This is a genomic window from Pseudomonas sp. AC247, assembly GCF_979258015.1.
The window spans coordinates 576,052-591,182 of the sequence record NZ_OZ409829.1; the positions used below are offsets into that span (position 1 = coordinate 576,052).

At 57.9% G+C, this 15,131-nt stretch carries 10 protein-coding genes; 7 read left to right on the plus strand and 3 right to left on the minus strand.

Annotated features, from left to right (window positions below; genetic code table 11):
* Window positions 1-648 (plus strand): Pr6Pr family membrane protein, encoded by a 648-nt coding sequence (locus tag ACZZ0B_RS02785; protein WP_463544326.1) that lies wholly within the window; start codon window positions 1-3, stop codon window positions 646-648.
* A 303-nt stretch (window positions 649-951) separates the two neighbouring features.
* Here the strand turns inward: ACZZ0B_RS02785 and ACZZ0B_RS02790 are convergent, their stop codons facing one another.
* Both ACZZ0B_RS02790 and ACZZ0B_RS02795 read right to left on the minus strand, forming a co-directional pair.
* The gene (locus ACZZ0B_RS02790; RefSeq protein ID WP_463544327.1) at window positions 952-1,740 is read right to left on the minus strand and encodes a siderophore-interacting protein; all 789 of its coding nucleotides are present in this window, start codon (window positions 1,738-1,740) and stop codon (window positions 952-954) included.
* Window positions 1,737-2,312, minus strand: a complete 576-nt coding sequence (locus ACZZ0B_RS02795; RefSeq protein ID WP_008088479.1) for a PadR family transcriptional regulator — start codon at window positions 2,310-2,312, stop codon at window positions 1,737-1,739. Before ACZZ0B_RS02795 ends, ACZZ0B_RS02790 begins: the two co-directional genes overlap by 4 nt.
* Window positions 2,313-2,847: 535 nt before the next feature.
* On the opposite strand from ACZZ0B_RS02795, the gene ACZZ0B_RS02800 reads away from it, so the two are divergent.
* From ACZZ0B_RS02800 to ACZZ0B_RS02825, 6 genes are all read left to right on the plus strand, one after another.
* Window positions 2,848-3,339 (plus strand): CS1 type fimbrial major subunit, encoded by a 492-nt coding sequence (locus ACZZ0B_RS02800; RefSeq protein WP_008088477.1) that lies wholly within the window; start codon window positions 2,848-2,850, stop codon window positions 3,337-3,339.
* A 108-nt stretch (window positions 3,340-3,447) separates the two neighbouring features.
* Window positions 3,448-5,970 (plus strand): CS1-pili formation C-terminal domain-containing protein, encoded by a 2,523-nt coding sequence (locus tag ACZZ0B_RS02805; RefSeq protein ID WP_463544328.1) that lies wholly within the window; start codon window positions 3,448-3,450, stop codon window positions 5,968-5,970.
* A gap of 72 nt (window positions 5,971-6,042) precedes the next feature.
* Window positions 6,043-6,780: a hypothetical protein gene (locus ACZZ0B_RS02810; RefSeq protein WP_008088473.1), complete on the plus strand. Its 738-nt coding sequence runs from the start codon at window positions 6,043-6,045 to the stop codon at window positions 6,778-6,780.
* A 33-nt stretch (window positions 6,781-6,813) separates the two neighbouring features.
* Window positions 6,814-7,314 (plus strand): CS1 type fimbrial major subunit, encoded by a 501-nt coding sequence (locus tag ACZZ0B_RS02815; RefSeq protein ID WP_440094500.1) that lies wholly within the window; start codon window positions 6,814-6,816, stop codon window positions 7,312-7,314.
* A 33-nt stretch (window positions 7,315-7,347) separates the two neighbouring features.
* A complete protein-coding gene (locus ACZZ0B_RS02820; RefSeq protein WP_463544329.1) occupies window positions 7,348-8,595 on the plus strand; it encodes a hypothetical protein in 1,248 nt (415 codons plus the stop codon).
* Between the two features lie 60 nt (window positions 8,596-8,655).
* Entirely contained in the window at window positions 8,656-9,900 is a 1,245-nt protein-coding gene (locus ACZZ0B_RS02825; protein WP_463546904.1) for a hypothetical protein, read from the plus strand.
* Here ACZZ0B_RS02825 and ACZZ0B_RS02830 read toward each other — a convergent pair.
* Window positions 9,897-15,014: an NEL-type E3 ubiquitin ligase domain-containing protein gene (locus ACZZ0B_RS02830; RefSeq protein WP_463544330.1), complete on the minus strand. Its 5,118-nt coding sequence runs from the start codon at window positions 15,012-15,014 to the stop codon at window positions 9,897-9,899. The genes ACZZ0B_RS02825 and ACZZ0B_RS02830 overlap by 4 nt on opposite strands.
* Window positions 15,015-15,131: the final 117 nt, after the last annotated feature.

A 15,131-nucleotide genomic window follows, 5' to 3' on the forward strand; every position in this document is an offset into this window, starting at 1 on the left:
ATGGACGCCGTGCGGCGACGACGCCTGATCACCTGCGCGGCCGTATTGGGCTGGGCGGGGCTGGGCATTCAGCTTTATCTGATTTTTTTTGCGCGTTTGAGCGTCGGCGCCAGCCTGTTGGGCGGGCTGGTGAGTTTTTTCAGTTACTTCACGATCCTCACTAATACGCTGGTGGCGACGGTGTTGACCTGTGCCGTGACCGAGCGTGAATCCGCCGTGCGCCGTTGGTTTTTGCAGCCGTGGGTGAGCAGTGGGATTGCCGTGAGTATTGCCGTGGTCGGTCTGGCCTACAGCCTTTTGCTGCGGCATTTGTGGCACCCGGAAGGTTGGCAGTTTGTCGCCGATGAGCTGCTGCACGACGTGATGCCGCTGCTGTTCCTGGGCTATTGGTGGTTGTGCGTACCGAAGGGCACATTGCGCGTGTGGCATCTGCCGGTGTGGCTGATTTATCCGCTGGTGTATTTCATCTACGCCTTGCTGCGTGGGCATTTGCTTGGCGCGTATGCGTATCCGTTCATTGATGTGGCGGTGTTGGGTTATCCACAGGTGTTCGTCAATGCCGGGGGGATATTGCTGGGGTTTGTGGTGATCGGGTTGCTGGTGATCGGCCTGGACCGCTGGCGCGCAACCCGATCTTTAGATCAGTGAGGAACCTGTGGTAAATGAGAAACCTGTGGCGAGGGGATTTATCCCCGTTGGGCTGCGAAGCGGCCCCAAAACATTCTATGAGTTGTGTCAGGTAATCCGCAGTGCCCGGTTTCAGGGCTGCTTCGCAGCCCAGCGGGGATAAATCCCCTCGCCACAGGTAATCACTAACCACAGGTAATCACTAACCACAGGTAATCACTAACCACGGGTCATCACTAACCACAGGTCATCACTAGCCACAGGTAATCATCAACCACAGGTGATCACCAGAAACAGGTAATTCCCAGCCACAGGGGATTTGTGTCACTCCTCTTCAGAAGTGCCCTCAGCGCGCCAGTAGCCGACGGCTTTGATCAGTTGCTCATCCAGCCCATGCTCATCGATCAGCACCCGGCGAATCTGCCGTGAGACTTTGGTCTCCGTCGCCACCCACGCATACAGATTGCCTTTGGGCACCTGCAACTGTTTCACCGTGCTCAGCAGGTTGTCCTTGCCGCCCTCACGCAACACCCAGATCACATTGACCTGCGCCGCGCTCTCCAGCACTTGCTGTTCAGCACCGTTTTCCACCTCGATCACGACCAAGGCTTTGCGATTCGCCGCCAAACCTTCAAGGCGACGGGCGATGGCGGGCAGGGCGGTTTCATCGCCGATCAGCAGGTAGCTGTCGAAGATATCCGGCACGATCATCGAGCCACGCGGCCCGCCGATGTGCAGGAATTGCCCCGGTGCAGCTTGCTCGGCCCAGGTCGACGCAGGGCCGTCACCGTGCAGTACAAAATCGATGTCCAGCTCCAGCGCATCCAGGTCATAACGGCGCGGCGTGTAGTCGCGCATCTCTGGCTTTGGCCCATCGTCCTTGCTGGCGCCGAGCACCATGGTTTCCAGCGTGGCGGCCTGCTCGGCGTTCTGCGGGAACAGCAGTTTGACGTGATCGTCCGTGCCCAGGCTGATAAACCCGGCCAGCTCCGGCCCGCCGAGGGTAATGCGGCGCATGCGTGGCGTCAGGTCGACTACACGCAGCACCTCAAGCTTGCGGCGTTTGATTTGGTGCATCACACGGTGAATGGTTTGGGTATCGACTGCAGTCATTCGGCTTTCTCCGAGGCAGGTTGAACGGCAGGGCCGTCGACGATGGCTTTGGCGGTGTTATTGAGCAGATCGCGCACGCGCAGGATTTCTTCCGGGCTCCAGCGCCCGTGGTGCATTTGCAGGGCATGGCGCAAGTTGTGCACGGCTTCATGGATTTCGGCAGGGCGGTCGTGGCCGCGCAGCGAGCGTTTACTGACGTCGATGCGCATGCGCACGCCATCGAGCGCCACGGTTTGCTCGCCCAAAGACAAACGACCGGCTTCGGTGACGCTGTAGCGTTTTTTGCCGCCCTCGGCGTCACCGGCAATCAGGTCGCTTTCTTCGAGGAAGGTCAGGGTCGGGTAGATCACGCCGGGGCTCGGGCTGTAGGCGCCGTCGAACATGCCTTCGATCTGTCGGATCAAGTCGTAGCCGTGGCACGGCTGTTCGGCGATCAACGCCAACAGCAGCAATTTCAAATCACCGGGGGCGAATACCCGTGGGCCGCGGCCGCCGCGTTCGCGACCGGGGCGTTTTTCGAAGCCGTCACGGCCGTCGCCATGTTCGCGGTGGGGGGAATGATGGTCTCTCATTTCAGTCTTCTCTCGTCGTGTTTAGATACAACTTAAGATATATCTTATGGCTTGATCAAGCTGAAATGACCAACGGTCGAGCAGGTCTGCACGGGCGCGCAGATGGCGCAAGGGGCGCCCGAGGAGGATTTTTTCGCCGCGCCGGTAACAATAAATGCCTATACAACTTTCAGTTAGTTTGATTAATTACTCTAAAGCATCGATGTCGTCCTTATTTTATTGCGTGTGTAGTTTGCTTCTTACAGAAGTTGCATGGCCTGCAACTTTTTCATTTTGTCCTGATGTAGTATCGGTCTTACAGTTACTCAAGTGTTTTTCTTGAAAGTTGCTGTTTTTCTTTCAAGTCGAATCGCCCTTTGGCTACGCACTCGTCAGAAACGGCCTGCTTATTTCGTGGTGGTAATAGGGGAATATTCCTCGGCGTTGAACGTCCACTTTCTTACATGTCTGAAGCCGGCTGGTCTTCATTCTTCTGTTCATGTAAGCAGCACTGGACTTCAGCCATCTCCCACAACGAAATGACAGGAAGTTAATCATGCTCAAGCAACTTGCAATCGCTACTCCTCTGGCCATCCTGACGCTGGGTGCTTCGGTGGCCTTTGCGGCTGAAGAATCGCGCACCGCCATCAATATCGTCGCGGACATTCCGAGCAAGGTGTTCCACGCCCAGCCGGTCGATCCGAACTTCGGTAAAAACGAAGAAATGCGCTACGTCATCGGCGCTGGCACGTTGTCCCCGGTGCGCGGCACCTATGACATCCAGCACAGCCAGGGCTCGGTAGGCGCTTACGTTGAAGGTGGGCCGCAGCCTTTGTTCAACGGTGCCAATACCATTGCCCTGACGTACACCTTCAACGGTAAAACCCTCACCGGCGTGTCTGAAGAAGTTGTAGGCGACACCGAATCCAATGGCGGCATGCGTGCCGATCTGGTGATCACCGCCGCCAAACCGGCCGATGGCCAGTCCGGCCTGTACACCGCCACGCCGGTGGTGATGTTCGACGCGATTCCGCGCATCACGCCGTAAAGCGCTGTCGGTCATTGCCGTTTCTGGCAATGCGTTCGTCCGGCCGATCGCTAATAAACAGTGTTCGGCCGGCGTTTGGCCAATCAAACAAAAAGAGTAACTAAGTTCATGTTTCCGATGACACCCATCGCGGCAGCGCTTGCACTTTTTTTATGTGCCAATGCCTTGGCTGCGTCTACCGATGCCAGTCATACACCGCGTAACTTGTTGGCGCAGGCCAAAGGGCTGCCGAGCGAATTCGAAGAGCACTTCTTTGATGTGCCGCTGGCGGTGCGTGTTGAATTGGATCAACAGTTTCTGGGCGAGGCGATGATTGTTCTATCACGCAATGATCGCATCACCCTCCTCGAATTTACCGAGAGTGTCGACAGCAACTTCAGCGCCACTGAGCGCGATGTCTGGGCCGACTATCTCGGTCGTGGTGTCGCATTGGGCGCCTGTCAGGGCAGTTGCCCGGAGCAGATGCTCGCGGTGCACTACAACCTGGAAAATTCGCTGGTGTCGATCGTCACCGCAAATGCCGAGCGCGACAGCCAGGCCCCACGTTACTACCTGCAACCGCAAGCCGGCAGCACCGGTTTGATTGTGCGCAATCAGCTCAACCTCAACGGTGGTCAGGATCAGGACCTCGGAGGCCGTTACGGTCTGGTCACCAGCAGCAGCCTTGGTAACTGGACGCAAAGCCTGAACGTACAAATGGCCCGTCTCGGCGGCTCGGACGAGCAGATGTATCACGCCGTGCAAGAGCTCTACAGCCAGAAAGAACTGCAAGGCCGTTTTATTCGCCTGGGCTATTTCATGCCTGATTCGGAAGGCTTGACCCGTCAGCCGCGTTCGTTCGGTGTCAGCCCGGACACCGCGGTGGGCGCCATGTACGGCAGCTCCGACAGCCTCGCCATCGACAATCCGAAACCCAGCGTTTATCCGCTCTACGTCACCGCGAACCGCCAGGCTTCGGTGGAGATTTATCGCAACGGCATGTTGATCAACACGCAACCGGTCGACGCCGGTCTGCAAACTCTGGACACCCGCCCGTTACCCGGCGGCATCTATGAAGTCGAAGTGCGCCTGATCGAAGACGGCCAGATCACCTCCACCACGTCCGAGCTGATCTACAAACCGAACAACTGGCGCAATCATGACGAGCGCTGGCGCTACAACGTGTTCGCCGGGCGCGAGAGCAAATTGTGGAGCAACTGGGACGATCAGGCCTCCGGCGGCATGACCGCTGGCGCGGCGTTCAACTACCTGCTGCACCCTCGGGTCATCGTCGGGTTCTCCGGACGCCAGATCAGCGAAAAACTGCAGTACGGCACCTCGATCGACTGGACGCTGGCCAATAACACCAGCGTGTTCGGCAACGTTTACCAAACCGAAGACCACGGCACCGGCCTCGATCTGCAGGGCATGTACAGCTACGGCTCCGGCAGTATTTTCCTGACCCACAACCGCAGCTGGCTCGACACCACCAACACCTACGAAACCTTGCCCGACGGCACACGAGTGCGGCAGCGCAACGTGTTCATCGGCCAGACCAGCAACTCGGCGTTGTCGGTCAATCATCGGGTCAGCAACAAAAGTTCGATCAACGCGCGGGTCTCGCACAGTGACGGCAATATCGAAGGTGTCGGTCTCGATCTCGGCTGGACGCAGCGTGGCGAATTGTTTGGCAGCGATGCCAACTGGCGTCTGTCGGTGTTCGACCGCCCCGGCAGTTTCAGCAGCGGCGATGCGCGCAATCGCGGGGTCGATCTGAGTGTCAGTCTGGCGCTTGGTGCACCGGGTGAGCAGATTTCCGGCAGCCTTGGTTCGCGCACTTCGCGTGATGGCGGACGTGACAACAACGCGTCCGTCACCTACCGCAAAGACCTGCAGGATCACCTGCTGCAAAGCGTCTCGGCCACAGCGATCACCGACACCTATGGTTTGGGGCTTTCCGGGACTGGCAGCTTCCAGAGTGACGCGGTCAACGGCGACGGTTTCGTTCAGCGTTCGTCGTTCAACGGCAATCTCACGGGGGGCTTGAACCTCGACAGCACCATCGCGTTGAGCGGTCAGCACCTGGCCATGACCCGTCAACACGACCGAGGTGGCGCCGGAATGATCGTCGACGTCGAGTCCGACCTGGACAACATCGCCCTGCGCGCCGACGACCTCAGTGGTGGCAGCGCCAACTTGCGGCCGGGACGCAATTTCATCCCGATCACCGCATACAAAAAAGGCACGGTGAGCTTCGATTTTGAAGGCAACGACGTGCCGGCCGCCGCGATCCAGCCGGCGCGCATGAGTTATCACTTGAACAAGGGCGGCGTGGATTACCGAAAGATCCGCGTGATGAAAACCCTGACGGTGCTCGGCCGCTTGATCGACCCCAAAGGTCAACCGCTCAAGGGTCACCACATCATCAACCACGCCAGCCGTGGGGTGAGCGAAGTCGACGGGTTCTTCTCGATGGAAATGAACGCCGGCGCGCCGACCCTGGAAGTGCGTCAGGGCGATCAATTGCTCTGCCGCTTCCGCCTGAACACCGATGCCGCCCGGGTGGAAAACAACGTGCTGATGATTGGCGATTTGCGCTGCACGCCGGACACCTTGGCGGACACCGCCAATGGCAATGAAACCGCTGGTTGATCCGACCTTAAACCCGTCACTCGCTGTGACAGCCCGTTGCGGCTGTGTTGAATATACAGAGGCAAATCGAACATGAAACGTTTGTTGGCAGTTGGTTTTTTCTTGTGTGCGCCCCTCGCTTTTGCTGCTCCGCAGATCAACGTCGGCGTGGTCTACGACTATCTGGATGCTGACAAAAGCACCTATCTGAAACGCATCTTCAATGGCGGCGACAGTACCGCGTTCATCAAGATCAATATTCTCGAAATGATCTTCGATGAGCAGGGCGCTGCCCGCGAAATTCCTCTGCAATCCCAGGCCGGTGCCACGGCACGTGACGGCCTGATGGCCAGCCCGGCGCGGCTGATCGTGCCGGCCAACGGCACTCAAGGCACGCGCTTGTTGTACATGGGCGCGCGCGATCAGGAACGCTATTTTCGCGTCCGTTTTGTGCCGGTGGTGCCTGAAGCCGCCGACGAATTTGCGCTCACGGATGAAGAGCAGGCGGACTACAAAAAAGACTTCGCGGCCGGCGTTACGGTGCTGGCCGGTTACGGCACGGTGTTTTTCGTGCGGCCGAAAAACACCCGGTTCGACAGCGTCATCGATGACGGCAACGGCCAATATCAAATCCGTAATAACGGCAACAGCGTGGTGGTCATAGACGAGTTCAAGGACTGTGCCGTGGGCAATGACCAGGACTGCCAGCCGACCACCAAACACCACATTCTGGCCGGGCGCACTTTCCGTTTCGACAAGCAGGCCGGGCGCAATTACCGCTTCACGGTGGTTGAAGGCGCGGCGAAAAAGAAAGTCGACGTGAAGGGTTAGGCACACCGCGATTTGGATGGCAGAGGAACGATCATGAACAGGCGAAAAATTGCACGGGTGACGCTGACCGGTTTGTTACTGGCCTGCACCTGTGCCCACGCGGCGCGCGAGGTGCAGGAGTTTGAAGTGTCGGTGAGCATTCCCTCTTCAGGGTTCCATGTCTTGCCGGCAGATCCTGGCTGGATCAGTCGCGAACAGCGGCTGCCGTGGAGTTTGCTCAACTCGACGCTCGGTGGTCTGCGCAAGGATTTTGATGTGAAAAACGAGGGCGGGGCGATCGAGGCGCAACTGGACGGTGTGGCTTATCTGTCCAGTGGCGAGAGCCAGCACAATATCAATCTGCAGGTGGTGTTCAACGGCAGAGTGCTGAAAGTCGGCGAGGCGGTTGAAGTGGTTTCCTCGGTTGACGCCAAGCAGGGGCGACGCGTGTTGCTGGAAATCACCCCGCAGAGACCGGAAGACGGGGTTTATAAACCGGGCAGTTATTTCGGCAACGTCAACATGATGTTCAACGCCGTTTTACCCGGTGCTTGAGACAGATTGTCCGGACTGAACAGGTGAAGGGACATGATGAATATTTATGCACGTTTGGTGGTTGTGCTAGTGAGCGGTTTTGCCGTGATGTCGGTGTCGGCAGCGGTTAAAGACATCGAGGCGTTGTTTCGGCCGGACTCTGCAAATCCGCAGAGTAACGAATTTATAAACCAGACACCTTCTGAGGGGTTTTGTCTGCAGTTGCCCGGCCAGTGCAAGCCGGAAGGCCTGTTCACCTTGGTCGCACCGATTGTTTTCAATGCCAGTGGGCCGATTCAGGCTTTTCACACAGACCCGCGTCAGGGCGGAATGGCTAAAGTCCCTTCGCATTGGCAGCGCATTGAAATGACCCATGAATCAGGCGACAGGGAGATTCTTGAGTTACGTATCGCGGGAGTTGGTCACGAATCTGGACTTTTTCAGCCAGTGACTGAAATTGTGGAGGGGCAGGCCGGTAAGGATCTTTCGCTGGCATGGAGCATTTTGTGGACTGGCGGCTCTTGGCGAGAGGCGCCAGCGCCCTGTACCGGCGTCTCCAGTGCCACGATGGGGCCTGTCGGTTACAACAGTTTCTGGAAAGTCCCGGTTAATGCTGGAGTCTGTGCCAAACAGGCACGATTTCTGATTCCCGGTTTTTTCTTTCGCTACTTCGTTTACGGCTATGAACTGCGCACCCCCAGCCCGTTGACGATGAAGTCTGGTCGTTACCACGGGAGCGTCGAGTACTCGGTGGGGCCCGGTAAAGATTTCGACATGGGCGACCTGATGATTCCCAACGATAACTTGCTCCAGCTCAATTTCACTCTGATCGTCGAGCACATGCTCAAAGTCGAAATTCCTCCGGGTGGCAACAAGGTTGAATTGATCCCTGAAGGCGGATGGCAGGCCTGGCTGAACCAGGGGCGTAAACCGACCCGATTGTTCCGTGATCAGACCTTCAATATCTGGACCAGCTCGCAATTCAAAATGCAGATGACATGCGAGTTCACCGTGGGTGATGGCTGCGGTCTTGAGGAGCCGGGAGGTCGCATCGTGCCGTTGCAAGTTGCGGTGACTTTGCCCACCGGCCTGACCTCGGCGGGCGGCCAGCCGGTCGTTCGTCAGCCGTTGCGGGTGAGTGGCGTGGGTACCGAGCTTTTTCAGCCCGGAATTTATGTCGATCGCAAACCGGGGGTTTTGCACTTTGACATCAAGCAGGCTGATGTTGAGCGCATGTTGTCCGGCGAGGCTGCCACTTATAGAGGCAACGTCACGGTTGTTTGGGATTCCGAGGTCGGCTGATCTGGTCAAAACCGGCTGCCGATCAGGGAAATGGTTGGCGGCTTGCACGAGGTTCAATGGATGATTTTTTTTCGAGTACTCCTGCGAGGTGCGTTCTCGCTCGCTTTGGTTTTCGTGTGGTTATCATCGGCGACAGCCGAACAGGTTTCGATCAACGCATCTTTCAAGCCGGATTCGGCCTATCCGCAACGCAATAAATTCATCAATGACACACCGTCCAGCGGTTATTGCGCGGGTTATGCCCAGCAATGCAAAGACAATGAAATGTTCAGTTTGCAGGTGCCGATCCGCTTCTATTCTGCCGGCCCGATTGTGGCGAATCATCCATCGATTCGTCAGGGTGCCATGTTCAAAGTCCCGACCCAGTGGCGCGATCTGACGGTGACACATCAGGGCACGGCTGAAACGAAAACGCTGAAAGTACGGATTGCCGGGCTCGGCTCAAAGTATCTGACTGAAAACATCATGAAACTTGTGGGCCCTCGTCCAGACTATCGGGATGCACACTGGGCGTTGTGGGATGGAACTTGGGTCAATACACCGCCTCCTTGCACGTATAGCGGTGTCGGTGTGATCTGGGAAAACGGTTATGGTTTTTTCTGGAAGACGCCCACTGAGGGCGTCTGTTCACGACAAGCGAAGTTCGACATCCCCTGGTTGCGTTATGACTACCTTGATTTCGCCTATGAACTGGAAACCCCCAGCCCGCTGGAGATGTCCTCGGGTAAATACATGGGTACTCTGACCTACACACTAGGCCCCGGAGCGGATTTCGATTTCGGCGACATCATGTTGCCAACCGATTCCGCATTGACCTTGAACTTTGAGCTGGAGGTGCAGCACACCCTCAAAGTCGATATTCCACCGGGTGGCACTCGTGTCGAATTGGTGCCTCTGGGCGGCTGGCAGGCCTGGCTGAATCAAGGACGTAAGCCGACGCGTTTGTTCCGTGACCAGACCTTTAATATCTCGACAAGCTCCCGTTTCAAAATGCAGATGACGTGCGAGTTCGCGGTGGGCGATACCTGTGGTCTGGAGGCGCGAGGAGGTCGTTCCGTACCGTTGCAGGTTGCAGTGACGTTACCCGCTGGTCTGACATCGGCAGCTGGCGGCGCAGTAATCCGCCAACCGTTGCGGGTCAGCGGCACAGGTACCGAACTGTTCCAGCCGGGCGTTTACGTTGACCGCAAACCGGGCACGTTGCACTTCGCGGTCGAGCAGGCGGATGTCGAACACATGTTGTCCGGCGGCGCGGCAACGTACAAAGGCAACGTCACGGTCATCTGGGATTCCGAGGTCGGTTAACCGGGGGGCAGTGCGAGTTTTTCCAACGCATCGCGGGTTTGCTGGCGGCTGAGCTGCTGCTCCTGATCGCCCAGATCATTGATCAGATGTTCGTATACAGAATCCGGCATGGGTTGCCCGGTCAGCACTTGCTCTTTGGGGACGCCCAGTATTCGTGCGAGATCCTTGAGCTTGTCGCGCAAAGCCGCTTTTTGCTGGTAAGGATCGTTGGAGCCTGCCCAGTCGGCTTGTGCCGTACGCAAGTCGTCGAGCTGTGATGACCGCTCCTCGAAGCGGGCCTTGTTGGCGTAGTAACTGTCGGGATGAGCCTCGCGCAGATAGTCGGTCCAGAACGGCTGTTCGAGCATGCGGTTGATCAGGCCGTCGCCAGCCTCCATCGCGTTGACCGTTTCGAATGCCAGGTCGATTTTCGCCTGATCGACACCTGCAGTGATGCGAAACAGCATGTTCTGCGACTGCCACGGCAGATCGAGGCGCTGCGCCAGTCCCGTCTGATAGGCCAGGTACACCTCGACCACGTCGGGATTACCGCCACGGCTCTGGATGTCCGCTTGGGCGACATCATTGACGTAATCCAGTCGCGCAGCGCCTCGGGCCAATGTCACCAGTTTTTGTTCGAGCATGGCTCTTGAGGTCGAAGACAACCGGGCTTCGGCCGCCAGCACCTTGATGCCCATCTGATTGAACACCTGTGCCCCGGCATCCCGGCAATTGACTGGCGCGATGGCCATCTCGAACAGATCCTGACGCAGGTTTTTGTCGATATCGATCGCATGGATCATTCGCCAGACACGCTCGCTCAATTGCTCCCGTGCCGAGCCGCCGCTGCGATAATCCGCCGATTGGGTCAGGTCATCGATGATTTTGAAGAAGCCCCGCGAGTTCGGTTCGGAGGCCAGATCGGGCCACGCTTCCGGGCGATAAATGCCGATTCCCGGCATACGGTTGAATAACGCATCGGTCTTCAAAGGCCAGCGTCTGATCATTTCGGTGGTGGTTGTCGACGTGACATGTTCGGGGATAAGGCCGACGGAAGTGCGATATTTCTCGTAGAGAACACGATTGACGTCAGACAACTCACTGGCAATCAGGCGGGTGCGCGCGATGATGAAGGCGTTGTTGGAACCCGGTACGACACGCGGAACTTCCTCGATCGGATTGCCCAGCATGTCGAGGAAAAACTGTCGTGGCCGGTGCTTTTCAAACAGGCCCTCAGGCCAGGTGGTCAGCCCGGTTTCGTTCAGCGTCAGGATACCCAGACGCGGCATTCGGCTGACATTGGGAGCCAGGCCCAAGGGGTTCAGATCCAGACGCAGGGTTTGCAGGCGCGTGAGGTTCTTCAGTTCCTCCACGGTTTGCGGCGTCAACTGAATCTGGTTGCCCGAGAGGCGCAAGGTTTCCAGTTGACGCATGCGGCCGATGTCTTTCGGCAGTTGCTTCAACTCGCAGTTTCTGGCGCTCAATTGACGCAGGTGATGAAAGTCCTTGAGCAGTCCCGATCCGTCGGTGGCGAGCGGCACGTTGTCGAGGGAGAGGGTAGTGATCTGATCGAGATAAGGCTTGATGTCCGGTAGTTTTTTCCACCAGTGCTCAAGATTGTAGCGACGCATTTCAGAGGAAAGATCCAGCGTATAACCGGCATGCGGTGCGACGCTGCGTTCGCCAAACACCGTGGCTTTACGTTCAAAACAGGCCATCAGTCTTTCGGACAGATGCAGGCCGCCGTCGAGCATAAACGTCAGGTTATGCGTGCCACCATTGCCGGAGTGCCAGTTGATCACTTCCTCGAAGCGCCAGGTGTCGAGGGCGATGCGCAATGTGTCGAGGTCGTTTTCGATACGCCGGATGCCAGACTCGGCATCGCCCTGGGTGCTTAGCGCTTGGGCAAAACCTTGCACTTCGGTTTCATTGAGGTGCGGGTAAATGTCCTGAATACGGTCGAGCAGGGTTTGCCCGGCTCTGGAGTAACCGGGACCACCGAGCAAAATAGTGGTTTCAGTCGCTACGCGGTCACTGATCGGTGGTTCGGCGAGCAACGTGCGACGTACGCTCGCCGGCTCGGTTTTCGCCAGAATCCAGTGTTTGAAACCGGCGGCGTCATCGAGGCGATAACCCAGTGTCTGGCGCTGATCAGCGGGCAGGGCGTTGAGGATTGCTTGAAACAGATCGCCCGGCCGGTCTTGCAGATGCTGGCCTTGAGCGTCATGCGCGGTGTAGCGAGAATCGGCGTCCTTGATCAGTGTGTTTACTGTCGTGGCGTCAGCGGAGCCAACGCTGCAAATCAGCTCGCCATCCAGCGATTGCTGGCGCACTTCAATGCGCAGTCGGGCCAGCGCATCGCTGTGGATACGCAGGGCATTGAGGGCCAGGCGTTCAGTGTCGGCGGTCGCCAGCCAGTCATGATGAAAACCTTGCCAGGCATGAGTGCTGCGGGTTTCAAATTGCAATTCGTTGCCCAGTTGCTTAAGGCGCAATGGCAAGCGTTGTTGCTGCTTCATCAGGTTGAGTTCGGCTGGCGTGGCGTTGCCCAGCAAGGTGTCGGCGAGCGGCGCCGGCAGCGCCGGGAATGCCTCGGTCAACACTGTTCGCGCCGGGTTGAACGTTTGTACCTGAGGTTGGTAACGCTGCTCGAATAATTGCCGACGCAGACTTTTTGCGCTGTCGGCAATGCGTGTCTGCAGATGCGCTTCAAGCTCGGCGGGCGCTACGTCGAGGGCAATCGGTGCGCCATTCGCCTCCAGCGTTTGCAAGACTGTATTCAAACCCTGCCCTGCGTTGAGTTGTTGATCACTCAACTGAACCACCAGTTTTCGGCCTTGAGCTGACCTGGCCGCTGCGGATTGCCAGAGTGTCTCGCCGCGATTGTTGCTGACCCGCAGGGGGACGTCGGCAGGCCACAATCCTTGAGCTTCGACGATTTGCAGCTGGCTGGCCGGATCACGTCTGGCCCGGGCCTGCCTGACCGGATCATCGCTGCTGACGTTGTCGACGAAGGCCTGCACATCGCGCTTGATATTGAAGCGCTGCACGGTGTCGGCCAGCAACGGCGGTATGGGCGCATTCTCGTGGTACATGCGGCGCAACACGTCGGGCGACGTGCAGCTGGTCTGTCGAATCAGCTCAAGCTCCTGCGGATCGGTAAACGCTTCGACCGAATGGCCCAGCCGGCGCATCAACGTAGTGTCATCCCAGCTTCGAGGCGTTTCTCCTTCGAGTACAAAACTGCCGGAACCGTTGTGCCGAACCGGAACTTCAAAAGCATCCGGGCGCGTGGCGTGGCGCACGACCAGTGCATCGGTCGTCGCCTGTTTCGACAGTTGGTAATGATGTTCGCCGACCCGCAGCAGGGATTTGCCTTCGTGCGCGTACAGCCCGTGCTCACCCCGCGCGAGCTCGGGCGGCAGCTTGCCTTTGAATCGGTACGGCACCAGATCAGGTTTCCACAGGCGAGTCTTTGCGCTTGGCAGGCGCACTGCTTTCAGGCTTTCGATGAAGGGTGAAACGGTGAAGTGAAAAACCGGCGCCAGCGCAATGCCAGCCGCGAGATTTTCGATGACGTCGGTGAGGTGGGCCCAGCCTGCTTGCCGGTCACCTTCGCTCAGTTCCACCGCACCTTCCAACACCTCGTAAAGCAATTGACCTGCCGTCACCACCAGCATCAGTTCGCCCAGTCCGGGCACCACCAGCGCAAAGGCGCCGAGGGCGACAAAGCCGATATTCAGATAATTGGCCCAGCGTTCGGAACGTGCCTTGGCGTCCTCGTCGGCGTTGGGCACGGCGATGACTCTGGCGTCGCTGATCATTTGATCGAGGGTTGTTTCATGCAACACCGGCCACAGTTCGAAGTCCTCCCAAGGGCCTTTGCCCGGCAAGGTGCAGTCGGTGATGTGGAAATTCGGCGCCTCCAGCGGATCCTGACGAACTCCGAATTCGCGCGGTGGTGGGATGTCTGCGTGGAGTATCAGTCGTTCGCCCAGTTGCACCAGCTCGTGATGGCGCCACTTCTCGACAAAAGACCGTGGCGGGCCATCGCTGACAGTCTCGTTGAAGCGTCTGAAGTAATACGACCTGTCCTTCTGCGCAACGAAACGGCTGAAGAACAGTTGATAGGACGTTGGCGAGCCGGCATCGGTGCCAATGTTGCTGGCGCGGGCGCTCAGTTGGCGGGTCAGTTCCTGTTGGAACGCCTCGAAGCTGGCGTAGCGTTTGACCGGATGTTCGGGGTCACCGGGGATCCAGGCGATTATCGACCCGGTGCTGTAGCGATGTAACTCGCACGGAATGAACAACACGCAATCGGTCAGGCGCAATCCCATGATGCTTAAGCCGCAAAAGCGAAGTTGTTTCTTGCCGTCCATGATGACGCTGTCGCCTTTGACGACTTTCATCAGCTGATTGTATTCGGCCTGGCCGATGTCTTTTTTGATCAGCGCCAGACAGGCTGCTGTCTGCAGGGATTGCTTGCAGTACGCGCCGTTGATCTGCCGCAGCAGGTTTTCGACGAGGCGATTGTTCGGCGGGCGCAGGAAGTCTGTCAGGTAGCGCTGATAGTGCTCGCCGATGTTCAGACGCCGGCACAGGCGCGCGAATACGTCGACGCTGACCGGGGTCGCGATCGGTTCGAAATGGCCATTAACATCGGGGCGGCTGATAAAACACGAACTCGTGTCATAGAACCCCGGTCGGGTTTCGTCATATTCGAAGTTGTGCAACGCCGCTTGCAACAGCGAGAGGGTTTTAACCGTCAGCGCTTCACTTTTCAGACCGAAAATGCCCAGGCTTTTTGGTGCGTACAAGCGCAGCCAGGTGTTGTCGGCATCGAAACTGGGGTCAAGTTTCTGCAGTTCAGGTTCCAGCAGTTTTTTCGCAAAGCTGTCGATGCTCTGGATTTTGTCGAACAGGGCGTCCCGTTGGTTCTGGCGCAGGTGCAGGGCTTCGGTGGCGTCCCTGAGTGTCTGTTGTTGGTCTGAGGACGCCTTGGTGAACCAGGCCGGCAACACCGGCCGGGTCTCGCGCAGCTCGGCGCGGCGTGTCGCCGAGGCCTTGATCAGTACGGGGGGGATGGCCTTTTTCAAGGTCTCGAAGTGGATGCCCCGAGCACGGGAGTCAGACATGCGCAAAATCCTTTTGGCGTCGAAAGGATTTCAGTTTGCGCGGCTGTCTGGCCGGGTGTGCGGTACATAGTTATCGCTTGTGTATCGGCTTGTGTGCACACAGACTTTTCTGGCGAG

Bases quoted from the DNA above. Each gene is read 5' to 3' on its own strand.
- ACZZ0B_RS02815 (WP_440094500.1), top strand. From the start codon at position 6,814: ATGAACAGGCGAAAAATTGCACGGGTGACGCTGACCGGTTTGTTACTG.
- ACZZ0B_RS02785 (WP_463544326.1), top strand. From the start codon at position 1: ATGGACGCCGTGCGGCGACGACGCCTGATCACCTGCGCGGCCGTATTG.
- ACZZ0B_RS02800 (WP_008088477.1), top strand. From the start codon at position 2,848: ATGCTCAAGCAACTTGCAATCGCTACTCCTCTGGCCATCCTGACGCTG.
- ACZZ0B_RS02810 (WP_008088473.1), top strand. From the start codon at position 6,043: ATGAAACGTTTGTTGGCAGTTGGTTTTTTCTTGTGTGCGCCCCTCGCT.
- ACZZ0B_RS02805 (WP_463544328.1), top strand. From the start codon at position 3,448: ATGTTTCCGATGACACCCATCGCGGCAGCGCTTGCACTTTTTTTATGT.
- ACZZ0B_RS02830 (WP_463544330.1), bottom strand. From the start codon at position 15,014: ATGTCTGACTCCCGTGCTCGGGGCATCCACTTCGAGACCTTGAAAAAG.
- ACZZ0B_RS02790 (WP_463544327.1), bottom strand. From the start codon at position 1,740: ATGACTGCAGTCGATACCCAAACCATTCACCGTGTGATGCACCAAATC.
- ACZZ0B_RS02820 (WP_463544329.1), top strand. From the start codon at position 7,348: ATGATGAATATTTATGCACGTTTGGTGGTTGTGCTAGTGAGCGGTTTT.
- ACZZ0B_RS02795 (WP_008088479.1), bottom strand. From the start codon at position 2,312: ATGAGAGACCATCATTCCCCCCACCGCGAACATGGCGACGGCCGTGAC.
- ACZZ0B_RS02825 (WP_463546904.1), top strand. From the start codon at position 8,656: ATGATTTTTTTTCGAGTACTCCTGCGAGGTGCGTTCTCGCTCGCTTTG.